Source organism: Niveispirillum sp. SYP-B3756 (assembly GCF_009495745.1).
Lineage (GTDB): Bacteria > Pseudomonadota > Alphaproteobacteria > Azospirillales > Azospirillaceae > Niveispirillum.
Genome location: NZ_WIDQ01000008.1, coordinates 54,837 through 78,484, shown reverse-complemented (window position 1 = coordinate 78,484; position 23,648 = coordinate 54,837). Strand labels below are relative to the sequence as shown.

Annotated in this window: 24 protein-coding genes and 2 tRNA genes; 11 read left to right on the top strand and 15 right to left on the bottom strand. The window is 65.1% G+C overall.

Features of this window, described 5'->3' with window-relative positions; genetic code table 11:
• Nucleotides 1-2 precede the first annotated feature (2 nt).
• The gene (locus tag GE253_RS16755; RefSeq protein WP_153205289.1) at nt 3-368 is read right to left on the bottom strand and encodes a PilZ domain-containing protein; all 366 of its coding nucleotides are present in this window, start codon (nt 366-368) and stop codon (nt 3-5) included.
• A 196-nt stretch (nt 369-564) separates the two neighbouring features.
• On the opposite strand from GE253_RS16755, the gene meaB reads away from it, so the two are divergent.
• Nucleotides 565-1,557, top strand: a complete 993-nt coding sequence (meaB, locus tag GE253_RS16750) for a methylmalonyl Co-A mutase-associated GTPase MeaB (RefSeq protein WP_173012685.1) — start codon at nt 565-567, stop codon at nt 1,555-1,557.
• A 44-nt stretch (nt 1,558-1,601) separates the two neighbouring features.
• Here the strand turns inward: meaB and GE253_RS16745 are convergent, their stop codons facing one another.
• The 9 genes from GE253_RS16745 to GE253_RS16705 form a co-directional block, all read right to left on the bottom strand.
• Entirely contained in the window at nt 1,602-2,078 is a 477-nt protein-coding gene (locus tag GE253_RS16745) for a universal stress protein (RefSeq protein WP_153205287.1), read from the bottom strand.
• Nucleotides 2,079-2,324: 246 nt separating this feature from the next.
• Nucleotides 2,325-3,089 (bottom strand): TIGR02186 family protein, encoded by a 765-nt coding sequence (locus tag GE253_RS16740; RefSeq protein ID WP_247878706.1) that lies wholly within the window; start codon nt 3,087-3,089, stop codon nt 2,325-2,327.
• A complete protein-coding gene (locus GE253_RS16735) occupies nt 3,089-4,006 on the bottom strand; it encodes a sulfite exporter TauE/SafE family protein (RefSeq protein ID WP_153205286.1) in 918 nt (305 codons plus the stop codon). Before GE253_RS16735 ends, GE253_RS16740 begins: the two co-directional genes overlap by 1 nt.
• A gap of 92 nt (nt 4,007-4,098) precedes the next feature.
• On the bottom strand, nt 4,099-4,716 hold the full coding sequence (locus GE253_RS16730) for a hypothetical protein (protein ID WP_153205285.1): 618 nt from the start codon (nt 4,714-4,716) through the stop codon (nt 4,099-4,101).
• 248 nt (nt 4,717-4,964) lie between these two features.
• Complete coding sequence (trpS, locus tag GE253_RS16725; protein ID WP_153205284.1) at nt 4,965-5,966, bottom strand: tryptophan--tRNA ligase; 1,002 nt, start codon at nt 5,964-5,966, stop codon at nt 4,965-4,967.
• A 101-nt stretch (nt 5,967-6,067) separates the two neighbouring features.
• Nucleotides 6,068-7,639: a murein biosynthesis integral membrane protein MurJ gene (gene murJ, locus GE253_RS16720; protein ID WP_153205283.1), complete on the bottom strand. Its 1,572-nt coding sequence runs from the start codon at nt 7,637-7,639 to the stop codon at nt 6,068-6,070.
• A 299-nt stretch (nt 7,640-7,938) separates the two neighbouring features.
• A complete protein-coding gene (locus GE253_RS16715; protein ID WP_153205282.1) occupies nt 7,939-8,667 on the bottom strand; it encodes a DUF599 domain-containing protein in 729 nt (242 codons plus the stop codon).
• Between the two features lie 10 nt (nt 8,668-8,677).
• On the bottom strand, nt 8,678-10,186 hold the full coding sequence (locus GE253_RS16710; protein WP_153205281.1) for a pentapeptide repeat-containing protein: 1,509 nt from the start codon (nt 10,184-10,186) through the stop codon (nt 8,678-8,680).
• Between the two features lie 138 nt (nt 10,187-10,324).
• On the bottom strand, nt 10,325-10,744 hold the full coding sequence (locus tag GE253_RS16705; protein WP_153205280.1) for a polymer-forming cytoskeletal protein: 420 nt from the start codon (nt 10,742-10,744) through the stop codon (nt 10,325-10,327).
• A gap of 330 nt (nt 10,745-11,074) precedes the next feature.
• Here GE253_RS16705 and GE253_RS16700 point away from each other — a divergent pair, with 330 nt between their 5' ends.
• From GE253_RS16700 to GE253_RS16680, 5 genes are all read left to right on the top strand, one after another.
• On the top strand, nt 11,075-12,244 hold the full coding sequence (locus tag GE253_RS16700; protein WP_348770884.1) for an aspartate aminotransferase family protein: 1,170 nt from the start codon (nt 11,075-11,077) through the stop codon (nt 12,242-12,244).
• Complete coding sequence (gene argF / locus GE253_RS16695) at nt 12,244-13,158, top strand: ornithine carbamoyltransferase (protein ID WP_153205279.1); 915 nt, start codon at nt 12,244-12,246, stop codon at nt 13,156-13,158. Before GE253_RS16700 ends, argF begins: the two co-directional genes overlap by 1 nt.
• The gene (locus GE253_RS16690; protein ID WP_153205278.1) at nt 13,155-14,129 is read left to right on the top strand and encodes an Hsp33 family molecular chaperone HslO; all 975 of its coding nucleotides are present in this window, start codon (nt 13,155-13,157) and stop codon (nt 14,127-14,129) included. Before argF ends, GE253_RS16690 begins: the two co-directional genes overlap by 4 nt.
• Nucleotides 14,130-14,229: 100 nt before the next feature.
• Entirely contained in the window at nt 14,230-14,670 is a 441-nt protein-coding gene (locus tag GE253_RS16685) for a hypothetical protein (RefSeq protein ID WP_153205277.1), read from the top strand.
• A 79-nt stretch (nt 14,671-14,749) separates the two neighbouring features.
• On the top strand, nt 14,750-14,938 hold the full coding sequence (locus GE253_RS16680) for a hypothetical protein (protein WP_153205276.1): 189 nt from the start codon (nt 14,750-14,752) through the stop codon (nt 14,936-14,938).
• A gap of 65 nt (nt 14,939-15,003) precedes the next feature.
• On the opposite strand, the gene GE253_RS16675 is transcribed toward GE253_RS16680, so the two are convergent.
• The gene (locus tag GE253_RS16675; RefSeq protein WP_153205275.1) at nt 15,004-16,242 is read right to left on the bottom strand and encodes a murein transglycosylase A; all 1,239 of its coding nucleotides are present in this window, start codon (nt 16,240-16,242) and stop codon (nt 15,004-15,006) included.
• A 53-nt stretch (nt 16,243-16,295) separates the two neighbouring features.
• Nucleotides 16,296-16,985, bottom strand: a complete 690-nt coding sequence (locus GE253_RS16670; protein ID WP_348770883.1) for a Tim44/TimA family putative adaptor protein — start codon at nt 16,983-16,985, stop codon at nt 16,296-16,298.
• Between the two features lie 220 nt (nt 16,986-17,205).
• Here GE253_RS16670 and GE253_RS16665 point away from each other — a divergent pair, with 220 nt between their 5' ends.
• Nucleotides 17,206-17,727, top strand: coding sequence for an FxsA family protein (locus GE253_RS16665; protein WP_153205274.1), 522 nt, complete (start codon nt 17,206-17,208; stop codon nt 17,725-17,727).
• Between the two features lie 132 nt (nt 17,728-17,859).
• Here the strand turns inward: GE253_RS16665 and GE253_RS16660 are convergent, their stop codons facing one another.
• Nucleotides 17,860-18,105 carry a hypothetical protein gene (locus tag GE253_RS16660; RefSeq protein ID WP_153205273.1) on the bottom strand — a complete coding sequence of 82 codons (246 nt, stop codon included), beginning with the start codon at nt 18,103-18,105 and terminating at the stop codon, nt 17,860-17,862.
• A gap of 253 nt (nt 18,106-18,358) precedes the next feature.
• Entirely contained in the window at nt 18,359-19,162 is an 804-nt protein-coding gene (locus GE253_RS16655; RefSeq protein WP_153205272.1) for a hypothetical protein, read from the bottom strand.
• Nucleotides 19,163-19,213: 51 nt separating this feature from the next.
• Between GE253_RS16655 and GE253_RS16650 the strand changes: the two genes are divergently transcribed.
• Nucleotides 19,214-20,197 carry an SDR family oxidoreductase gene (locus tag GE253_RS16650; protein ID WP_247878705.1) on the top strand — a complete coding sequence of 328 codons (984 nt, stop codon included), beginning with the start codon at nt 19,214-19,216 and terminating at the stop codon, nt 20,195-20,197.
• Nucleotides 20,198-20,250: 53 nt separating this feature from the next.
• Here GE253_RS16650 and GE253_RS16645 read toward each other — a convergent pair whose 3' ends face one another.
• The gene (locus GE253_RS16645; RefSeq protein ID WP_173012684.1) at nt 20,251-22,242 is read right to left on the bottom strand and encodes an ATP-binding protein; all 1,992 of its coding nucleotides are present in this window, start codon (nt 22,240-22,242) and stop codon (nt 20,251-20,253) included.
• Between the two features lie 219 nt (nt 22,243-22,461).
• On the opposite strand from GE253_RS16645, the gene GE253_RS16640 reads away from it, so the two are divergent.
• The 3 genes from GE253_RS16640 (at nt 22,462) to GE253_RS16630 (ending at nt 23,614) form a co-directional block, all read left to right on the top strand.
• Nucleotides 22,462-22,537, top strand: a tRNA-Ile gene (locus GE253_RS16640).
• An 87-nt stretch (nt 22,538-22,624) separates the two neighbouring features.
• A tRNA-Ile gene (locus tag GE253_RS16635) sits at nt 22,625-22,700 on the top strand.
• Between the two features lie 128 nt (nt 22,701-22,828).
• Nucleotides 22,829-23,614: a class III extradiol ring-cleavage dioxygenase gene (locus GE253_RS16630; protein ID WP_153205270.1), complete on the top strand. Its 786-nt coding sequence runs from the start codon at nt 22,829-22,831 to the stop codon at nt 23,612-23,614.
• Nucleotides 23,615-23,648: the final 34 nt, after the last annotated feature.

The window sequence follows — 23,648 nt, the reverse complement described above, 5'->3', positions numbered from 1 at the left end:
GGTTACGGGTTCTTCCCGGAGAAGCGCGACAGAATCTGCTGCGCTTCAATCCCCAGCGCATAGAAGGCGACACCCATCCGGTCGCCCCGCCGCCAGGCGACAATAGCTTCGCCGCTGATCTCCGTCCCGTCCACGGTCAGACGGAAGCCGAACCGGTCCTGTTGGTCCATCAGCCCGCGATATCCGGCCACGCACATGCCGCCCAGGCTGAGATCAACCAGATCCAGCCGCTGCTGTGCCACCGTGACATGCCCATCGCCAAAACTATGTTTGGGCGCGGATCGGTCACGCCGCAGCAGCCGGCCCAGCCAGGACGGCGGGCGGGGCGGGGCCGGGGCGGTGAAGGGGGAATTGGCCGCAATCTCCATGACTTGGCCTCATTTATTCAATATATCGAACCGACCCTAGAATCGCACGAGAGTGCCGGTTGGAAAACCGGACCTTTGGACACATGTACGATGGGCATATCACCTGCCCATCCCCCCTACCGATTTGACGATCCGACAGGCCTGCCGCACAATCCGGCCCAGGCCCTGTTCGTCACCGCTGCCGATGGAATGCCCCATGCCGGATGCCTTGCCCCCCACCGATCTTGCCGACCGGCTGCGCCGTGGCGAACGGCGTGCGCTGGCGCAGGCCATCACCCTGGTGGAAAGCACGCGGGCCGATCACCGGGCGCTGGCCGATGATCTGCTGGCCAGCCTGTTGCCCGATACGGGCAATGCGGTGCGGTTGGGCATTACCGGCGTGCCCGGCGTGGGAAAATCCACCTTTATCGAGGCGTTCGGCCTGCATCTGATTGCCCAGGGGTTGAAGGTGGCCGTGCTGGCCATTGACCCCACCAGCCAGCGCACCGGTGGTTCCATCCTGGGCGACAAGACGCGGATGGAATTGCTGTCGCGCGACCCGCGCGCCTTTATCCGCCCATCGCCCGCTGGGGGCACGCTGGGCGGGGTGGCGCGGCGCACGCGCGAAGCCATGCTGCTGGTGGAAGCCGCCGGCTTTGACGTGGTGATTGTGGAAACGGTGGGGGTGGGCCAGTCGGAAACGGCGGTGGCCGATATGGTGGACCTGTTCCTGCTGCTGCTGCCGCCCGCCGGCGGGGATGAGCTGCAGGGCATCAAGAAGGGCATTGTTGAGTTGGCCGACATGATCGTGGTCAACAAGGCGGATGGTGAGTTGGCCACCGCCGCCCGCCATGCGGAGGCGGAATATCGCCATGCCCTGTCCCTGCTGCGCCCCATCAACCCGCTGTGGCGGGTGCCGGTGCTGTCCTGCTCCGCCCTGACGGGCCGGGGTATAGATGCGGTCTGGGATCAGATCAGCGATTATCGCCACCTGCTGGGGGCCGACGGTTCCGGCGACATTGTCCGCCGCCGGGCCGAACAGGCCCGCGCCTGGATGTGGAGCGAGATCGAGGAAAGCCTGATTGACGCCTTCAAGGCGGAACCGGCGGTGCGGGGTGAGCTGCCCGGCCTGGAACGCGCCACCGCCACCGCCGCCATCACCCCCGGTGCGGCGGCCAAGCGCTTGCTGGCCCTGTTCCGGCGGGGGTAGGGGGCGGCAGGGGACCGGGTATCAGGTGGGAAACCGACCCGATCTCACGTAATCGCATCCAATTGCCGGTCGGACAGGGCACCCGGCACCACGGTGACGGGGATGCGCAGGCTGCCGGACATCTGGCCCACCACATAATTGATCAGCGGCCCCGGCCCGCCGCGCCCGGTGCCGGCCGCCAGCACCAGGATGGAGATGCTGGGCTCCTCCTGGATCAGCTTCATCAGCTGTTCAGAGGCCTGGCCTTCGCGGATATAGAGCGTGGGCATGGTGCCGGAAATATCCACCACCTCCTTGGCCAGTCGCTGCAACAGCTGCTCGGCCTCCTCCCGCTGTTCCTGCTTCATCAGCTCTTCGATGGCGCCCCATTGCTGCAGCTCCCCTGGCGGGATGACATGCAGCAGGGCGACGCGCCCGCCGCTGTTGCGGGCGCGGCGGGCGGCATAATGCAGCGCCACGCTCATTTCCTCCGTCTCATCGACGACGACCAGGAAGATACGGGCTTGCTTCTCTTGGCTCATGGGCCTCTCCCGGTAACGCAGGGCCGGTTTAGAGCCGAGTGCGTTTAATCAGAAACGCACCCGGCTCTAAGTCCTTGTTCAGCGAGCAGATTCACGCTCCAAAGCGATTCCGCTTTTCCGCGATCCGCTCTATACCAAATCCCGATGCGGTTGATGCAGCGGGATCTGGGTCGCGGCGGCAGCGCTTGGCGGTTAACGAAAATGCCAAGGCAGTTTTTCGGTCAAGCGAAAACCGTCTGATGGAATTCAGGATTTGCGGAAAATAATGCCAGCCAGCCAGCCGGCCGTCACGGCCAGCATGATGGACAGCACGGCATAGAAGACCGACTGGCGCTGGGCGAATTCCGTCACATTGGCGGAAAAGCCGATCTTGGAGACCAGCAGCGGCGTTGTCTGGGCGCTGACCACATCGCCATCGCGGATCAGGAAGACCGACGCCGTATAGGTGCCGGTGGGCACATTGGCCGGGAAATGGATGCGGGTGCGGAACAGGCGCTGGCCGAGGAAGGAGACCTCCCCCGCCTCTGTGGTGTAAAGCCCCATGCGCTGTTTGTTGCGGATCAGGGCGGCGCGATATTCGGCCAGTTTCTCGGCCTTGTCGATCTTCTGCGTCGGGGCCAGCCGGATATAATCCAGGCCGATTTCATGCCGTTGCAGCACCGCCGGCGGCACCACCCCATCCAGCGGGGCCGACAGGGCCACGGTGTAGAAGGCCGGCACGCGGGCAAAGGCGATCTCATCCGTGTTGATCCAGATGCCGGCCACCCGGTCCTTGTGGCGGACCGTCACCTCCCCCTCCGGACCCTGCACCACCACGGCGACATCGCCCTCGCCATCCACAGCGCCGAACAGCACCACGTCGGTGCCGGTAAAGCCGGTGGTGATGGCGATCAGGTGGCTGGACAGGTCGGCCACCAGCGACTGGCCCCAGGCATCGGCCCGCAAGGCCAGCAGCAGCATGAAGCCGGCCAGCAGACCGGCGGGCAGGGCCAGCAGATGGCGTCCCCGCATCACGCCCCCCCCGGCAGGGTGATGGAGAACAGATCCTCCGGTCGGATGATCAGATCCACCGCCAGCTTCACCGCCACGGCCAGCACCACCAGGGCCAGCAGGGCACGGGCCTGTTCACCGCGCAGTTTGGCCCCGACGCGGGTGCCAAACTGCGCCCCCACCACGCCGCCCAGCAGCAACAGCAGGGCCAGCATGATATCCACCGTCTGGTTGCTTACCGCCTGCAGGAAGGCGGCGATGCCGGTGGTGAAGATGATCTGGAACAGGGAGGTGCCGGCCACCAGCGCGGTGGGCATCCCCAATATATAGATCATGGCCGGCACCAGCAGGAAGCCGCCACCAATACCCATGATCGCTACCAGCAAGCCGCAGAAAAACCCGATCAACGCCGGCAGCAGGGCGGAGATATATAGCCGCGACCGGGGAAAGCGCATCTTGAAGGGCAGGCCATGCAGCCAGGTATGGTGATGCAGCTTGGACCGGCTGGCGACACTGCGCCCGCGCAGCATGGCTCCCAGGCTTTCCCACAGCATCAGACTGCTGACCGTTCCCAGGAACAGCACATAGGAGAGAGAGATCACCAGATCGATATGGCCCAGGGCCTGCAACAGGCCGAAAATCCACACGCCAAGCGCCGTGCCCAGCGACCCGCCGCTCAGCATCACCAGCCCCAGCTTCACATCCACATTATTGCGCCGCCAATGGGCCAGCACCCCGGAAACCGAAGCGCCGACAAGCTGGTTTGCCTGCGTGCCCACGGCCACGGCGGGCGGCACGCCGATGAAGATCAGCAGCGGCGTCATCAGAAAGCCGCCGCCCACACCGAACAGGCCGGACAGGAAACCCACGCCGCCACCCAGCATCAGGATCAACAGGGCATTGACCGAAAGTTCCGCGATGGGAAGGTAAATCTGCATGATGCCGTTTTTGTTGCGGCGCGGGGGATTATGGAAACCTTACCCTCAGCCTGCGTCGAGCCCAAGTGTAAAACGGCCCCGGAACGGCTTTGTCATGCGATTGAAATGGAACCGGCCAGCCGTTGCAGCAGGATGCGCGCCGCTTGTTCCAGCCGATCCGGCACCATGCCGGTGCGGCGGTCCCGATCTTCCGGCTTCAGCCCCTCGGGGAAGGGCGGCACATGGATGAAGCCGGCGGGTAGATCGGGCCGCCAATGCCGCATCCCGAAGAACAGATGGTTGCAGATATAGCCGCCAGCATCGCGGCTGAACTTCACCGGAAAGCCGGCTTCGGTCAGGTCATCCGCCATGGCATCCAGCGGCAGCGACGACCAGTATCCCATGGGCCCCGCCGCATCGATGGGGGTGTTGCGGCGGATGGTGCCGTCATTATCGGGGGCGGTCGCATCATCCAGGTTCAGCGCCAGCCGTTCCGGCCGGATGCTGTCCGTCTCATAGGCCAACCCGAACATCACCACCGCGTCGGGCCGGGTGGCTGTGACGGCCGTCTGCAGGGCGGGGACCGCACCGGTGAAGGTGACGGGCAGTTCCACGCCACGGATATGGGCGCTACCGATCACCGCGCCATCCAGCCGCCCGGCCAGCCAGGAGGTTGGGTTGACGGCATGACCCAGGAAGGGGGCGAAACCGGTGATCAGGATGGTGGGCATGGGGGGGCCTTGTGGGTTGGGGGTGAGTGGTTGTCCGGAAAGTTATGATGTCTCTCGATGCCTTCCCGTTTCACCACCGTCATTCTCCTCGAAGGCGGGAGTGACTTTCCTTCTACCGTCACCCATGCTGCGGCCGGGGTCCAGATCACAAGCGCTTTGCTCTACGAAACTGGACCCCGGCCTGCGCCGGGGTGACGGTAGTGGGGTGGTATGGTGGTGAAAAACGGGGGCTCTCACCCCGGCCCCCGTCAGAACCGCACCAGCCCCACAATATCCTTCACCTCATTCACCGTCTTCTCGGCAATGGCACCGGCCCGTTCGGCACCCTTTTGCAGGATGCGGTCCAGTTCGGCGCGGTCGCCCAGCAGGCGGTTCATCTCGCCGGCGATGGGGGACAGCTTGGCGACGGCCAGATCGGCCAGCGCCCCCTTGAAGGCGCTGAACTGCTGGCCGCCATATTCGGCCAGCACCTGGGCCCTGGTCTGGTCAGACAGGGCCCCATAGATGGTCACCAGATTGGCGGCGTCGGCCCGACCCTCCAGCCCTTCCACCACCGACGGCAGCGGTTCCGGGTCGGTCTTGGCCTTGCGGATTTTCAGCGCGATGGTGTCGGCATCGTCGGTCAGGTTGATGCGGCTATATTCGCTCTCGTCGGACTTGGACATTTTCTTCGTACCGTCCCGCAGGCTCATCACGCGGGTGGCTTCACCCAGGATCTGCGGTTCCGGCAGGGGGAAATAATCCTCGCGCTTGTAATAGCGGTTGAAGGCACCGGCAATGTCGCGCGCCAGTTCCAGATGCTGCTTCTGGTCCTCGCCCACCGGCACATGGGTGGCCTTGTACAGCAGGATGTCCGCCGCCATCAGCACCGGATAGGCGTACAGGCCCAGAACGGCATTATCCTTCTGCTTGCCGGCCTTTTCCTTGAACTGGGTCATGCGGTTCAACCAGCCCAGCGGCGTATGGCAGGCCAGAATCCAGTTCAGTTCGGCATGGCCGGAAACGGCCGACTGGTTGAACAGGATGTTCTTATCTGGATCGATGCCGGCCGCGATATAGGCCGCCGCCACTTCGCGGATGTTGGAACGCAGCACTTCAGGATCATGATCAATCGTGATGGCGTGCATATCCACAACGCAGAAAATGGCCTCATAATCGTGCTGCAGGCGCACCCAGTTGCGCAAAGCCCCCAGATAATTGCCGAGGTGCAGTTGGCGGGTGGGCTGCATACCCGAAAAAATGCGGTTCATGGGTCTGGTTCCCGAAGGATGTTTCGCTGGTGGAGGGCGAGGGCGCCGGCCCCCCGATGGGACCGGTCGCCCGCAGATATGGCGTTGTCAGGCAATGCCGGTCAAGCGGCTGGCGGTGCGCCCCCGCCCCGCCGGCGCAGCAAACCTTTCAGTTCCCCCAGCCGGGCGGCCCCCAGCGCCAGGCAGAACAAGCCATAGCCAACCATGGCGGCCCCGATCAGCCCGGCCAGCGCCAGCACCTTCACCCCGTGGGTGGTGCTGTAAAGCCAGGGCTGCAGCGCCCAGCCCAGGCCCCAGGCCAGCCCCCCCATCAGGGCGGCGGCGGCCGTGATGCGGGCCAGCCGTCCGGCCAGCCGCGGGTCCAACTGCAACAGGCCGCGCCGGTGCAGGCCGATGGCCAGCAGTGCCACGTTCAACCACGCCGTCAACCCCGGTGCCAGCGCCAGCCCGACATGGCCCAAGGGCCCGATCAGGGCCAGGGACACACCGACATTGCCCAGCAGCACCACCACCGCCACCCGCACCGGCCCCTTGGTATCCTGCCGGGCGAAATAAGCGGTGGCGAGAATCTTGGCGGCGATGAAGGCGGGGATGCCGATGGCATAGGCCTGCAGGGCCGCCGCCGTGGCGCGGGCGGCATCGGCCCCAAAGGCCCCGCCTTCGAACAACACATGGATCAGCGCATCAGGAATGGCGATCAGTGCCACCGCCGCCGGCAGGCCCAGTAAGGCGGCAAATTCCAGCCCGCGCGACAGGCTGGTGCGCGCCCCTTCATGATCTTCTGCCGTGATCTGGCGGGACAGCAGGGGCAGCAGGGCGGTGCCCACCGCCACGCCCACCACCGCCATGGGCAGTTGGTTCAACCGGTCAGCATATTGCAGATAGGAGACGGCACCCGTCGGTAGCCAGGTGGCCAGATTGGTGCCGATCAGCAGGTTGAACTGATAGACCCCGGCCCCCAAAATGCCCGGTGCCAGCAGGGCGAAGAGTTTCTTCACCCGGGGTGTCAGTTTGGGCCGGCGCAGCCGCACCACCATGCCGGCCCGCCGGCAGGCCAGCACCATCCAGACCAGTTGCGCCACACCGGCCACCGGCACACCCCAGGCCAGCACCCAATGCACCGGCAGCCCCAGCGGCTGGCTGGCCAGCAGGCCGGTGATCTGCACGATGTTCAACAGCACCGGCGCCGCCGCAAACGGGCCATAGCGGCCGAGCGCGTTGAGGATGGAGCCCAGCAATGCTGTCAGCGAGATCAGCGCCAGATAGGGGAACATCACCTGCGACATGGAAACGGCCAGGGCGAACTGGCCGGGATCGTCGGTGAAACCCGTCGCCATGACGGAGACGACCAGCGGCATGGCAAGCGCCATCACCGCGCTGAACAGCAGCAGCAGGGCGACCATGAAGGCCAATGCCTCCTCCGCCAGCCCCCTGGCGCTGTCATGCCCTTCCTTCTGTAGGGTGCCGCTGAACATGGGCAGGAAGGCCGCCGTGAACGCCCCCTCTGCAAATAGCGACCGGAACAGATTGGGCAGGCGGAAGGCGACAAAGAAGGCGTCGGCCGCCGGCCCCGCCCCCAGATAGCGCGCCATCAGCATGTCACGCACAAAGCCCAGGACGCGGGACACCATGGTAATGCCACCGACCGTGGCGATGGCGCGGGCGAAACTCATGATGGGTGACCGGCTTTCATGGGGTGTGGGGTGGTGGTTTCAGGGCCGTCATTCCCCTCCTTGCTCCGTCATTCCCGCGAAGGCGGGAATCCATAGGACGGCGTCACCTTCACAACATCTTCCTGCGGAGCTGTTTCCTGGATTCCCGCCTTCGCGGGAATGACGGTGGAAATGCGTTACGGGGAGATCAGAAAGGGAGGGTGGGAAAAAAGGCCTGACCGAAAGACGCAAAACAGCAATCCACCCCCCGCTTACCGCAAAACCAAGGCGGGGAAAAGGCGGGCTGGGGGGATCGCCTTTTAGCGGTCGCGCGCCTGGGGCGGGCTGTCACCGATCCCGTGGGAGGAATAGCGCGCGATGGCGTCAAAGGCAGCGGAGCGGAATTGGCGGCGCCACAGCACGAAGGTCACCAGCGTGACCAGACCGATGAAGACGCCAGGATGCACCAGCCAGCCCAGGCTGGCGAAGGCATAATAATAGCCGCGCAGGCCCCGGTTGAAGCTGATGATGGCCAGCGTCATCATCTTGGCGGCCGCCTTGGCGGTGATATTGGCCTCGTCCCCCGGCTCCAGCGGGGCGGCACCCACCAGGGCGATGGTGTAATTGAACTGCCGGACCGCCCAGGTGAAGCAGAAGAAGCTGTAAACAAAAATGCCCAGCAGCAGCACCAGCTTCAGCTCGAACAGGTAACGGTCGGTATGCAGGGTAAAGCCCAGCTCCATCACCTTCTGATGCGAGGCTTCTGCGGAGGCCAGCACCCCCAGCAGACCTGCCAGCACCAGCACCGTGGTGCTGGCGAAGAAGGAGACGGAATGGATCAGATGGCCGATCAACATGCTGTCCATCACCCGGTTGTCCCGGTACAGCATGTTGGTCATCCAGCGGATGCGGATACGCAGCATATGCTGGTTCAGGCTGACCGGCGTACGATTGCGGCGGTCGGTCAGCCAGCCATAGCCCCACCAGAGCAGGCTGAACCAGACCAGGGCCGCAATATCCAGGGGGGGCAAGGCAATGGACGGCATCATGATGCCAGCGTCATCCCATTCGGTAGCGGGGCGCAACCAGCCCGTTGAGGTAGGTTTTCAGTTCTGCCGTCAGCGGCGCGAATTTCAAGGAGATGGTGCGCTCCGCCCCCTCGATCGCCACCACCTCGGCCGTGACCGGCACCGGGTCGCCGGCACCAGGGGCGGCGATCAGCAGGGTCATGTTCTCCCCCTCCCGGAACAGGGCGGGATCGGCATCCAGCGCCACGCCGCCAAAGGACCAGTTGCGCGTCTTGGCAGCACCCTTGCGGCTGCCCACCACCAGCACCGGTTGGCTGAACCGGCGCAACCGGCGGCGCTGGGCATTATCGTCCCCGGCGGCCGTGCGGGTGGCCCCGGTCAGGTCGGCGCCGCGCAGGTTCAGCCCCGTGGTGATGGCCCCACCCAGATCGGCCTTGCGCAGGATGGCCCCGGCCAGCACGGCGTTTGTCAGGTCCGCCCCGCGCAGATTGGCCCCTTCCAGATTGGTGGGCCAGGTCCGGCCCCCCGCCATGGGCTGGGTGGTCAATTGGGCCCCGGCCAGATGGGCACCGGCCAGGTTCACCCGGCGCAGCGTCGCCCCGGCCAGCACGGCACCATCCAGCATGGCATCGCGCAGGTCACTATAGGAAAGATCGGCCATTTCCAGATGGCTGTCGGCGCAATCGGCCCCGGTCAGCCGGCAGCGGCGCAGCCGGGCCCCGGCCAGATTGCGCCCATGCAACAGGGCGACATCCAGTTCCACCATATCCAGATCCAGCCGGGTGCCGCGTTCCCCGCCGCTGTCGATCCAGGCTTCATGCGCATTGACCAGGGCCGTCAGCTCGGCCGCCGGCACAAGGCGGCGCGGCGGCTCCGCCAAGGCAGCCATGGCGCCGTCGGGCAGGTGCCGCCCGCGTGACAGCATGTCGGCTTCCACCATGGTGCCGGCCAGCTGCGCGCCGGACAGGTTGGCACCCGACAGGTCCACCCCCAGCATCACGCATTTTGACAGGTCGGCGCCGGACAGGTCGGCATCCATCAGATCCGCCCCGGTCAGGTCGCAGCCGGTCAGCTTGGCGGCACAGAGGATGGCGCGTTCCAGCCGCGCCTCCGTCAGCACGGCCGCCCCGTCGCGGCGCTTGGCTCCGTTGCTGTCGGTCAGCGTGCCGGAACGGAAATCCGCCCCGCGCAGAATGACATCGGCCATGATGGCGCGGTGCAGGTTGGCCCCGCGCAGATCGGCCCCGGTCAGGTTGGCGGATGACAGGTCCGCCCCTTCCAGATCGGCCCCGAACAGGTCGGCCCGGCTGAGATCGACCCCTTCAAGAATACAATGGGACAGGTTTGCCCCGGCCAGCCGCGCCTCTGCCAGCCGGGCGCCCTTCAGGTTCAGCCCGGACAGATCCTGGAATTGCAGCTCTGCCCGCCGGCCGCCCTTGCCTTCCTGCCATTGCCGGTGCAGGCCCAGCTCCCGGCGCAGAAATTCCAGATCGCGGGCCGGTGGTGTGGCTGGTGTGGCGGTGGTGTGTGTGCTGCTCATCGAAGGCTCAAGCGGCAGAAGGCGTGGCAAGGGCCGCACACTATACCGGTGTTCCGCAACAATATATCTAAAATACAATCAATTTGAGCCCCTATCCGTCCGCAGAGGAGACTGCGGACGGGAGGGACAAAGAGAGCTTCAGGCGCCGGCCTTGCCGGTCTGCAGCGTGCCGGTGACGGCACCGCCATCGGCGATGGAAATACGGCCATAGCGGATGGTGCCTTCCACCTGGCCGGTTTCGCCCACGGACAACATGCCCGTCACCTCAATGGTGCCGGTGGCGCGGCCATTGACGCGCATCTGCTCCACCTTGGCGGTGCCTTCGAAATGGCCGCCCTCGGCCACTTCCAGAATCTTGATCTCGCTCAGCGTGACATCGACCAGCCGCCCCGCCACATGCAGCGTATGGCAGTGGGAAATCTTCGCCCCCTCGATCCGCGCTTCGGTGGCGATGCTGGTGATGCCGCCCGTGGTGGGGGTGCCGTCGGCCACCGGTTCGGTGATGCCGTTGAAGCCGGGGCGCTGGAAGCTGCGCGGGTCCAGAATATCGTTCGGCATAGCCTTGAGCACTCTCCGCCTGTGGGCTGGGAAACCCGGATGTCGCACCTGATCCGGCCGACGGGTTCACAGCAATTCCGGCCGGATGCGGCGCCATGGCCTGCCCCCGTCACCGAAATGTCAAATACCCCCGCCTGACCTGACGTTTCGGCTCCATTCATAAGCTGAAAGGGTTAAATCCGCAACGCCTCTTGCCCGTATCACAAGAGGGATGCGTGCGGTTGCGTTGACAGGCCCCGCGCGTGCGAACGATAGTCGCCGCTCTGGCGGAAATTTACTGTTTGCGTAATCCGCCCGCCACGACACTTTCTGCTGTCAGGAGTATGTCCCGTGATCCCAGTCGTGATGCCCACCTATTCCCGGATCGATACCGTGTTCGAACGGGGTGAAGGCGCCTATCTGTGGGATACCAACGGTCGACGATTCCTTGATTTCACCGCCGGCATTGCGGTGAACGCCCTTGGCCACGCGCACCCCTATCTGGTGGAAAAGCTGGCGGAGCAGGCGGGCAAGCTGTGGCACACCTCCAACCTGTTCCGGGTGGCGGGCCAGGAAAAGCTGGGCGCACGGCTGAAGGAACTGACCTTTGCCGACACCATGTTCTTCACCAATTCCGGCGTGGAAGCCTGGGAATGCGCGGTGAAGACGGTGCGCAAGTACCATAATGATACTGGCCACCCGGAAAAGACCCGCTTCATCGTGGTGGGCGGGGCCTTCCATGGCCGTTCGACCACCGCCATCGCCGCCGCCAAGTCGGAAAAGATGGTGGGCGGTTTCGGCCCGCTGCTGGATGCGTTCGATCAGGTGTCTTTCGGCAATCTGAACGAGCTGCGCGCCGCCATCACGCCGGAGACGGCCGCCATCATGGTGGAACCGATTCTGGGCGAAGGCGGCATCCGCCCGGCCAGCGTTGAATATCTGAAGGCCCTGCGCGCCGCGGCCGATGAATTCGGCCTGCTGCTGGTGTTCGATGAGATCCAGACCGGCGTCGGCCGTACCGGCAAGCTGTTCGCCTATGAATGGGCCGGCATCGAACCGGATGTGATGTGCATTGCCAAGGGCATTGGCGGCGGTTTCCCCGTCGGTGCCTGCCTGGCCACGGAAAAGGCCGCCACCGGCATGGTGCCCGGCACCCATGGCAGCACCTTTGGCGGCAACCCACTGGCCATGGCCGTGGCCAATGCCGTGCTGGATGTCATCACCGCGCCCGGCTTTCTGGAGCATGTCACCCAGGTTGGCGACCTGCTGAAGGGCAAGCTGGATGAACTGGTGGCCCGCTATCCCACCGTTCTGGTGGAGGCACGCGGCAAGGGCCTGATGCTGGGCCTGAAATGCGTGGTGAATTATGCCGATATGGTGACCCGCCTGCGTGAAAATGGCCTGCTGGTCGCGGGGGCGGCGGATAATGTGGTGCGCATCCTGCCGCCGCTGACCATCGGCGAAAAGGAAGTGACCGAAGCGATGGACATCTTGGAAAAGACCTGCCGGGAGTTCGCATAATGGGTTCCACGAGCCAGGTTCGCCATTTTCTGGATATCCACCAGCATGATCTGGCCAGCCTGCGCCGGATGCTGGACAGTGCCGCCACGATGAAGCGCGGGGCGGGTGCGGAAAAGCCGCTGCTGGGCAAGACCCTGGCGCTGATTTTCGAAAAGCCCAGCACCCGCACCCGCGTCTCGTTCGAGGTGGGGATGCGCCAGTTGGGCGGTGAGGTGATCTGCCTGACCGGCAAGGAAATCCAGTTGGGCCATGGGGAGACGATTGCCGATACGGCGCGCGTGCTCTCCCGCTATGTCGATATCATCATGCTGCGCACCGATCATGAGGCGAAGCTGCAGGAGATGGCGGCGGCTGCCAGCGTGCCGGTGATCAACGGGCTGACCGACAGCTCGCATCCGGTGCAGATCATGGCCGACATCCTGACCTTTGAGGAACGCAAGGGTTCCATCAAGGATGCGGTGGTCTGCTGGACCGGCGATGCCAATAATGTCTGTGAAAGCTGGATTCATGCGGCGGTGCTGTTCGATTTCGAACTGCGCATCGCCTGTCCGGAGGAATTGTCCCCCCCGGCCGCAACCATGGACTGGGTGCGCCAGCATAATGGCCGCGTCAGCATCACCCGTAATGTGGAAGTGGCGGCAGCGGATGCCGATGCCATTGTCACCGACACCTGGGTGTCGATGCATAATAAGGACGGTCAGCGCCGTCACAATCTGCTGAAGCCATATCAGGTCAACGCCCATGTCATGGGTTTGGCGAAAAAAGACGCCATATTCATGCATTGTCTCCCGGCCCACCGGGAGGAGGAGGTGACCTCCGCCGTGATCGACGGGCCGCAATCGGCGGTCTGGGATGAGGCGGAGAACCGTATGCACGCCCAGAAGGGCATTCTGACCTGGTGCCTTGACCGATGACTTCGCGTGAACCCGTGGCGGGCGGCCCCCGCCACGATACCGATCTTGTTTCGTCCGAGTTCGATATCGTCCAGCCCTTCCAGCTCGACAGCGCCTCCTTCCGGGGGCGTTTTGTCCGGCTGGGTCCGGCGCTGGACGAGATTCTGACCCGTCATGCCTATCCCGAACAGGTGCAGCCGCTGCTGGCGGAAACCATCCTGCTGGCAACAACGCTGGCCTCTGCCCTGAAATATGAGGGGATTTTCACCCTGCAGACCAAGGGCGACGGGCCGGTTGCCTATACCGTCTCCGACGTCACCTCGGTCGGCGATATGCGCGGCTATGCCCGCTTCGATGCCGACCGGCTGGCGGCGCAGATGGTGCATAAGGGCTTCCAGGCCGATCTGGGGTCGCTGCTGGGTTCCGGCTATGTTGCCTTCACGGTGGACCAGGGCGAACATACCGAACGCTATCAGGGTATTGTGGAACTGCGCGGTGCCGCCATGGCCGACGCCGTGCGCCATTATTTCCGCCAGTCCGAACAGATGGCCACCGCCATCAAGTCTTTTGTGGGCAAGGATAAGGACGGCAAATGGGTCGGCGGCGCCATCATGCTGCAGGCCCTGCCGCCGGAAACGGCGGGTGTGATGGCCGAACATCTGCAGGGCAGCCGCGATGAAGACTGGAATCGCGCCGCCATCCTGCTGGATACGGTAACGGCGGCGGAATTGCTGGATGGCGGGCTGGCAGCCAATGACCTGATCTACCGCTTGTTCCACGAGGAGGCGCCGCGCATTTACGACCGAACTGCGCTGCGGGCCGGTTGCCGCTGCTCGCGGGAGCGGGTGGAGAATGTGCTGCGCAGCCTGGACCGGTCGGAACTGGACGATCTGCGTGTCGAGGGGGAGGTGCGGGTCAGTTGCGAATTCTGCAACGCCACCTACGCCTTCGATGAAGCGGCGCTGGACAAGGTGTATAGCGGGGGCTTCTGACCGCCCGGCGCCTGAGGGAAATTTCTTAATATTGCCCTTTGCCTATTGCCGCCCCATCTGCCTGGATGGGGCGGCTTTCTTTTGCGGGAGTTGGCGGAAGATGATCTCTGCGATCAGGTTTGGCGGGGTGGTACTGGCCTTGGCGCTGCTGGGTGGTTGTGCCGGTAGAACGGATGTACGGGCCACCGCCCCTTCGCAGCTGGCCGGGCTTGCGGAAACGGCGCTGTTTTCCTGTGCCGGGGTGCCCGACCGCCAGGGCACGGCCGCCGATGGCGCGCGCGTCTATGTCTATCAACGCACTGCCGGGCAGAAGGAAGGTTCCTCTGTGCAGATTGGCCTGGGCGGCGGTGGGCGGCATGTCGGTGGCGGGCTGGGCATCAGCCTGCCGGTGGGCAGCCGCCCGCGCGATGGCTGCGAGGCCACCTTCACCGTGCGGGATGGCAAGGTCGCCAGCCTGTTTTTCACCCCGGATCAGGATGACCGCGACGCCTGTTATACCATTGTCGAGAATTGCCTGCCGGCCGTTCCTGCCCGACAATAGGAACAGCATAGGTCCTGCCGGATGGGGGTGGTGGGATAATTGCCGGCAGAATGTTGGAATTCCAGGGGTTTAGCGGAAAATGCGTGGGCAAGAGGGTGATGATGGGCACGATATGGCCGGCGGGGGCCGTCGCGTGCAGGTGGATAATCCGGCACCGGCACTGACGCCGGAGCAGTTGTTGCAGGCAAAACAGGCCGAACGTATCCGCGACTTGGAGCGGTTGATGCGTGCCGCCATCGGCTTTGCCCGCGACGGATCGTCGCAGTGATATCAAGGGGCATGTCTCATGCCCTTTGATATTTTTCTGCGCCCTTAGGCGCCGGGCCAGCCGTCTCAGCTTACCGGCACTGCCACGCTGCGTGGCAGCAGCAGCCAGTAACGCCCGTTGCTCTTCATCAGGCCGGCGCGGGTTTCGGCATCCTTGCCATGGCCCCAGAACACGTCGCCGCGCACGGGGCCACGGATGGCGCCGCCCGTATCCTGGGCCACCATCAGGCGGCGGATGCTGGTGCTGCTGTTCAGCGGGTCTTCCGCCTCCAGCCATAGCGGCACACCATAGGCAACGAAGCTGCGATCCACCGCCAGCGACCGGCCGGGGGTGAGCGCCACGCCCTGCGCGCCGATCGGACCTTCACCTTCCAGTTGGCGGAAGAAAACATAGGACGGGTTGCTCTGCATCAGGGCCACGGCCTGGGTGGGATTGGCATCCAGCCAGGCGCGGATCGACTGCATGGAGACCTGTTCCTTGGTCAGCGCCCCGCGCGCCACCAGCTCCCGCCCGATGGCGACATAGGGACGGCCGTTCTGCCCGTCATAGCCGACGCGGATTTCCCGCCCGTCGGGCAGGGTCACCCGGCCTGATCCCTGGATGGCCAGGAAGAAGGCATCGATGGCATTATCGACATAAAGCAGTTCCAACCCCTTGCCAGCCAGCGATCCGGCATCAATGGCCTTGCGGTCATCATAGGGTTTCAACTGGCCATTCTGCACCCGTCCGGCGATGCGTTCGCCCTTCAGGTTGGGGCGGAATTCGCCCAGATCGACCATCACCAGATCGGCCGGACGCTTGTAAAGCGGGGTCTGGTACGGCCCCTGGCGCTTCAGGCTGCCGCGCAGGGCGCTTTCATAATAGCCGGTGAACAGGCCCTGGCTGTCGCCATTATTGCCCGCGACAAAGGGCTGGAACCAGCGTTCCACCCAGGTGCGGGCGGCGGCATGGTCACCCGGTTTCAGCTTGGAAAGCGCGGCGCAGGGGGCCTGCCAGTCGGCGATGCGGCCCAGCATCCCATCCGGCCCCAGCGCACGCTCAGCCGGCTGGCGCAGCAGCCGGTCGCAGCTTTTCACCATGGCGGGGATGGCATCGGCCTGCCGGTCCTGCGCCCAGCCGGGCAGATCGGTAAAGCGCGCCGGCTTCAGCGTCAGCTTGGCCGGCGGTGCCTCCGGCACGGCCGGGCCGGTGGGGGTGGCGCCGGGCTTAGGCGGCTGTTGCGGTGCCTGGGCGCAACCGGACAGCAGGGCGACGGACAAGGCAACGGCGATGCCTGCCAGCGACAGACGGGACGGACGACGCATCAGCAAACCCCGGCGGGATCAGGTATGGGAACAGGCGGGCGGCGGGGGCTGGGTCAGCCGGGGGTGCGGGTTTCCACCAAGAGCCAGTTGGGGTTGCTGGCGCGGGTATTGCGCTGGAAGGTCCAGATATCCACCACCTCTTCCTGGGTGGCGGGATTGCCCTCCACGATGGTGCCGGCGGAATCGCGGGTCACATGGGTCTGGAAGCTGGTGATGGTGACGGTGCAGATGGCGGTGCGGCCATCCATATGGGCTTCCGTCAAATCCACGCTGTCAATCTTGTGGATGCGGCTTTCCAGCACCTCACCCGCCTGCTGGCGCTGGTGGATGGCGGTGGCGAACTGGTCATAGATGTCATCGGCCAGCAGCGGGCGCAGGGTAGGGGTGTCGCCGGCGGCAAAGGCGCCGACAATCATCTCAAACGCGGCGCGTGCGCCGGTCAGGAAGCCCTTTTCGTTGAAATTGGCATCGGCAGACTGGATCTGGCGCACCCCATCGGCCACCGAAATCGGCCCGTCATCGGGGAAGTTGACCGGTTCCAGCGGGCGGCGATCCGGCAAGGGGATGACATTGTCAGCCTCTGCCGCCGGCACGCTGTCACCCGGGCGCTGCACATAGGGGTTGGGGCGTTCCCGCTCTTCCCCATGGCGGCGGCCCAGCACGCTGCGCAGCCGATAGATGAAGAAAGCCGCGACCGCCGCGAAAATCACAATTTCCAGCAAGACGCTTCCTCCGTTCATCATGAACCATCCACTTTAAGTGCCAATGCCATAACGCCTGTCATCCAGATCGGGTCCATTTCACGACAGGCCTTCAATCGGACGGGTCGGCCCCTTACTTAAACCTTGTCGGACGCGGACAACCCATCAAGGATGTCTTCGCCCATAACCCGGTCAAACGGGGTGCCTGTCACAGATGTTAGCATTGTAGATAGGCCTTGACCCCGGAAAGAGCAAGGAGCCCATGCGTTTCCTGTTACCCCTGTTGCTGCTGCCCCTGATGGAAATCGCTGGATTCGCCTGGGTGGGCGGCCAGATCGGCGCCCTGAACACGGTGCTGCTGGTGTTGCTGTCCGGTGTGCTGGGCATTCTGCTGTTGCAGCGCCAGGGGCTGGGGGCCCTGCGCAAGGCCCAGGGTCGGCTGCAGGCGGGCCAGCCGCCCCTGCAGGAGGCGTTTGACGGGCTCTGCCTGGCGCTGGCCGGCATCCTGCTGCTGATCCCAGGATTTCTGACCGACATCCTGGCCCTGTTGCTGTTCCTGCCGCCCGTGCGAGGGGCCATGTTCCGGCGCATGGGCAAATTGATGCAGGAAGGCAAGATGCACATGTCGGCCAGTGCCACCGATGCCCAGGGCACCCGCCGCACCACCACCGTGATCGATGCCGATTATATAGAGGTGCAGCGCCCCGGCACGGGCGCCGGCGATGACACGCCCGACCTGCCGCCCCCGGACAGCCGCTGGCGCCCGCCGGGCAATCAGGGCTGAACGGCGTCGGGGCAGGGCGGTTGTCAAAAATAAAGCAGGGGCCATCCCGTTACGGATGGCCCCTGCTGGCGGCGATACCGGCGGCCTTTTGGGGCGCAAGGGACAGGCCGGTCGATATCACCGGTTCCGTGATCAGGCCCGGTCGGCCGTGCCCAGTGCCTTGGCCGTCATCTCTGCCTTGATGGTGCCATCGTCCAGCCCAGCTGTGCCATTGCTGGCCAACAGCGTGTGGGTGCTGAAGCCATGGTTCCCCAGGTTGGGCCGGGCATTGCCGGCGGCAAGGGCGCAGGCCAGCATCAGCGCCAGCGTGGCCAGCAACAGCATGAGGGCGGAAAATTTCTGACGCGCGGGGTCGTTGCGACGGAGAAGGGCTTGCATCGGTCGATCCTCCTGTTGGCTGGCGGCGGGGGCCGGGGCGCTGACAGGGATCAGGAAACAGTCTGGACTTGGTCGCAGTTGGTCGGGATCAGGGCATTTTCGCGGCAGATGAATAAAAGGTTAATGCCAATCCGCCGAGGGTTTGACCCTTGGCGGATTGGAGGCTGGCTACCGCCGGCTCAGCACCCCCATGGGCGCGTGAGCCAAGCTGCCAGATGGCAGCGCCCGGCGCGTGAGGGGGATTGGTATAACTCTATTGCCTCTGCTTCTTTTCCTGCGTCCGCGCTTTTTCCTTGGCCTCTGTTTCCAGCCGAGCCAGCATGGCCAAGTTTTCAGCAGCATTGGCGGCGGCGGCGGTGCCGGGGGCGACACGGCGGGCCTTCTCCCAATCTTCCTTGGCCTTTATGCCGATGCCGGCATCGGCATAAAGATTGCCGCGCAGCAACAAGGCCTCCCCACTCTGTGGGGACAGTTTCAGGGCCATTTCCACATCGGTCTTGGCCTTGCTGTCCAGCGCCAGCACATGGTGTGCCTGCGCGCGCAGCAACCAAGCCTCAGACATTTTTGGCGCCTTTTCGATCACCTTGTCCAAATCCGTGATGGCATCCCAATAACGCTCCTGCCCGGCGCGGAAAATGGCCCGATCCATCAGGATCTGCACATTGTCCGGCAGAAGCGCCAATGCCTGGGCATAGGCGGAATCGGCCTGATCGGGCTTCTTGGCATTGGTCCAGGACAGGGCGGCGCGGGCCCAGAGGTCGGCGCGCGCCGCGTTCGGTTCCTTTGTCAGTTCGCGCGCAGAGGCCTCCAGCGCCGGGGCGGCAAGCGCCCAGTCGGCCCGCAGCATCAGCGCCAGCGCCTGACAAAGCCGTGCATCGGCGGCCCCGCCCTGGCGCTCCCACAGCTTCGCCTCCTCATAGGCGAAATCGGGCAGCGCATCGGCGCGGGCCAGACAGGCGGTGCGGTTGGCGAAGACGGGTTGCTGCGCCAGGGCCGGCAGGGTGGCCGTGAGGCAAAGCCCGGCAAGGGCGGCGGCGAGGGTGGGCTTTCTCATCATGACGCGGTACAAATCCTCATCCCGTGCTGTCTGTCCAGTAGCAAAGATCCAATGTCGGCACCTTTCAACGATCCGGCCCCCGGCCGCCTGTTCATTTTCGGCTTTGGCTACAGCGCCGGCTGGCTGGCCGACATGTTGTTGCGTCAAGGCTGGCAGGTGGCCGGCACCACCCGCACACCGGAAAAGGCGATGCGGATGCGCGATGCCGGGGTGGAACCGTTTCTATTCGGCCCCGGCCAGCCGCTGGCCGATGCGACGGCGACCCTGAAGGGGGTGACGCATATCCTTTCCTCGGTTCCGCCAGACGCGGGCGGTGGCGATCCCGTGCTTGCGGCCCATGGCGCTGACATTGCCCGCGTGGCCGGGTTGCGCTGGGCGGGGTATCTGTCCACCACCGGGGTTTATGGTGATACGGGCGGGGATTGGGTGGATGAAACCTCCCCCCTGAATGCCACGGGTGAGCGCGGCCGGCGCCGGGTGGCGGCGGAAGGAGAATGGCTGTCGCTCTGGCGTGAACAGGGCGTGCGGGTGCAGATATACCGTCTGCCCGGCATCTATGGGCCTGGGCGCAGTGCCATTGATGCGCTACGTACCGGCACGGCGCGCCGGGTGGACAAGCCGGGCCACCTGTTCGGGCGCATTCATGTGGCCGATATTGCCGGTGCCCTGGCCCTGTCCATGGCCCGGCCGGAACCGGGCACGGCGCTGAATGTGGTGGATGACGAACCGGCCAGCGGGGCCGATGTGGTGGAATATGCCGCCCGGCTGCTGGGGGTGGAGCCGCCGCTGCTGGTCCCCTTCACATCCGATGCGCTGTCGCCGATGGCGGCCAGCTTCTATGCCGACAATCGCAAGGTGCGCAACGACCGGCTGGTGCGGCACCTGGGTTATCGGTTGCTGTATCCGACCTATCGTGAAGGGCTGGCCGCCCAACTGGCAGCGGAAGAGCAGGGGGGCAACGTTTGCGCATCGGCCAAGCATGTACGACCGCCGGCTCAGCACCTCGTGGCGCGTAAGCCCCCGCCCGGCACCTGAGGGAACGCAAAATCTCCCTGGATCGGTCACGATCAAGGGAGATTGGTAATATACTAATCCACCGTCGCGGCCAGCCGCCGGGTTTCAGCCGGATCGGCTGACAGGGGCAGGGTGAAGCTGGCGATGGTGCCACGGCCCGGTTCACTTTCCAGACGCAGTTCACCGCCATGCCGCAAAGCCAGATCGCGCACCAGGGTCAGACCCAGGCCGGTGCCGGTTTCGCCCTGGGTGCCGGGGCGGCTGGCACCGGGGCCGGCGCGCAGCAACAGTTCCAGTTGCGACGGTTCGATGCCGATTCCCTTGTCGGTCACGGCGATTTCCAGCCGGTCCCCCTGGGCACGGGAGGTGACATGCACCACCCCGCCCGGATGGCTGAATTTTACGGCGTTCATCAACAGGTTGCGCAGGATGGCCAGCGCCATGGTGCGGTCGGCCAGCACCCAGCGTTCGCCGACCGCGTCCAGAATCTGGATATCCTTGCCCAAAGCGGCCGAGGCCACATCGCGGACCGCGTCGCTCACCACATCGCGCACCGGGAAGACCTTGGGGGCAAAGGGCGTCCCCGACATCTGCACCCGTGACCATTGCAGCAGGTTTTCCAGCAGATCGAATACTTTGCGCGCCATGTCATGCACAGTGCGGGCGAAATCGGCCGTATCTTCCGCCGACATGCGCGGGGCGTGGTCGGCCAGTTCCTGGGTCATGCCCAACATACTGTTGAACGGCCCACGCAGATCGTGGGAGACTAGGGAGAAGAAGCGGGTCTTTTCCCGGTTCAGGAAATCCAGCTCATCATGGGCGGCGCGCAGATCGGTCAAGGCGCGCTCTGCGGCGGCGCGGGCATCGCGTTCGGCCTGCACCGCCTGATCGCGCAGCTTCAGCGTCCGCTGCATCAGCCGGCGGACAATGAACAGCATCACCAGCAGCGAGGCGACGAAGCCCAGCACCGAAATCACCACATCCTGCATAGCCACCAGCAGCAGGCTGAAAGGCGGGGCGACATAGACCATGTGCCAGGGGGCGGATTTCAGCGCTGCACTGACGGCGAAGGGCTGGTTGAAGCCATGCAGCGCCCCCCCGCCGGCCAGCCGGTCCATGCCGCCCGGCAGCACATCATCCAGCAGGGCGGGTGCCGGTCCGTCCTGGCTGCTGGCGATGATATGGCCAGTGCCATCCACCAGCAGCATGGCGGCATCGGTCCGGATCACCGATCCCAGCTTTTCCCGGATGCCGGCCAGCGGTACATCCAGGGTGAAACTGCCGAGAAACCGCCCTTCCAGGGTCAGCGGCAGGGACAGGGTGACCATCCTGTCCGGCTGATCGGGGGCGGACAGGGTCCAGACCGGGCCACCCTGCGGGTTCAGTGACGGGCCGGCATGGCGCAAGGCCGGGGCGGTGGCCAGCTGCAGCAGCAGGTCCGTCTCGTCGCTGCGCACCCAGGGGTGCAGCGCCACCATACCGGCGCGGGAGATATAGAGCAGGCGCCGTACCTCCGGCACCACTTTCTGGGTCACGGCCATCAGCGGCAGCAGCTGCACCATCATCGCCGCTTCCTGCCGCCAGGCCCCCGCATCAGCGCGGGAAATTTCCGGCTGCTGGGCGGCATCTTCGGCCGACAGGGCGATCAGATTGCCGATCTGGCTGGTCAGATAGGGCGGCGGCAGCCGATCCAGCGAATAGGGCAAAGTCGGGTCATTGCCGGGATTGCTGGCCAGAAAGGCGGTCAGCAGGCTGCCTTGCGGCATCTCCGCCGGCGCCGGATATTCAGCATAGAAAAGTTCGGCGCGCTGCCGCAAGGCCTCCAGATGGCCCTGGGCAGCCTGAATCTGCACATCAATGGCACTGGCCCGCAGACGGATCTGATTGGTCAGTACCGATTCCAGCGCGTGGATACGGCCATTAATCTGCCACCAGAGCAGCACAGCACCCAGCAGCGCGCCCAAGCCCAAGGCGGCGATCAGCACCCGGTCCAGATGGGCCAGCCCCTGGGCGGCGGCCCGCCATATATGCCCGGCCCTGCCCGGCTCTGCTCCGTGATCGCCCATTCCGATTCCCGTCGCCTGCCCCTGGTGGCTGCGTGCCGTCTTACCGCTGATCTTCTTTACCATCATGGGTTGGGGGCGGCAATCTGGGGGGCTTGTCAGGATTGTGCGGTGCGATCCGCCACCCCCTGCCCTGGATGCAGAGGGCCCATGCAACCGGCTGTCTGCTGAAATAGACTTGACACTTGGCCTCCATATCTCTATCACCGCGCTCCACGAGAGGGGCGCGTAGCTCAGGGGTTAGAGCACTCGCCTGATAAGCGAGAGGTCGGTGGTTCGATTCCACCCGCGCCCACCATCCCCCTCTCCGGTGCTGCGAAAGCCGGCCACCTGCCGGCTTTTTCCATTTTCGGCGGCACATTTTCCCCGCTGCATCAGCGGACGGGGGCGCGTAGCTCAGGGGTTAGAGCACTCGCCTGATAAGCGAGAGGTCGGTGGTTCGATTCCACCCGCGCCCACCATTCTCCCCGAATTTTCCGGTGCCTTGGCCCATTCAGCGTTCCCGCTGTGATGGCCGTCAGTGCTTCGCCCTGCTTGCCTGTGCCATCCTGGCCGGATCATTGATTCAGCCAAGGGGCCCGTGCCTTCCATGTCCAGCCTGCCAGCCATTTTCATTTCCCACGGTTCGCCCATGCTGGCGCTGGAACAGGACGCCCCGGCCCACCATTTCCTCTGCCGTCTGGCCGAACTTTTCCCCCGGCCGCAGGCCATTCTGGCCATTTCCGCCCATTGGGAGACGCCGGAACCGGCCCTGTCGCTGGCGGAGCAGCCGGCGACCATCCATGATTTCCGGGGCTTCCCACCCGCCCTGTTCGCCATGCGCTATCCGGCCCCCGGCGCGCCGGCCCTGGCGCGCCGGGCGGGGGAATTGCTGGCCCAGGCCGGCATCCGCGCTTTTGGCAGTGCCGACCGGGGGCTGGATCATGGCGCCTGGACACCGCTGACCCTGGCCTTTCCTGACGCCGATATTCCGGTGACACAGCTTTCCGTGCAGCCGGACCGGGATGCCGGCTGGCACGCCCGCATCGGTGCCGCCCTGCGCCCGCTGCGCGATGAGGGTGTGCTGATCCTGGGCTCGGGCAGCTTCACCCATAATCTGATGGAAATGCGCTATCAGGCCCCGGATGCGCCGGTGCCGGACTGGGTCAACCAGTTTGCCGATTGGATGCGCGGCGCGCTGCTGGAAGGCCGCCAGGATGCCGCCCTGGACTGGCTGCGCCAGGCGCCGGAGGCGCGGCGCAATCACCCGACGACAGAACATCTGCTGCCGTTGTTTGTGGCCATGGGGGCGGGCACGCCCGGCATCCCGGCCCGGCTGCTGCACAGCAGCACCGATCGGGTCATTCTGGCAATGGATGCCTTCGCCTTTGATTGATACCAAGCCGCCGGATGGCAGCGCCCGGCGCATG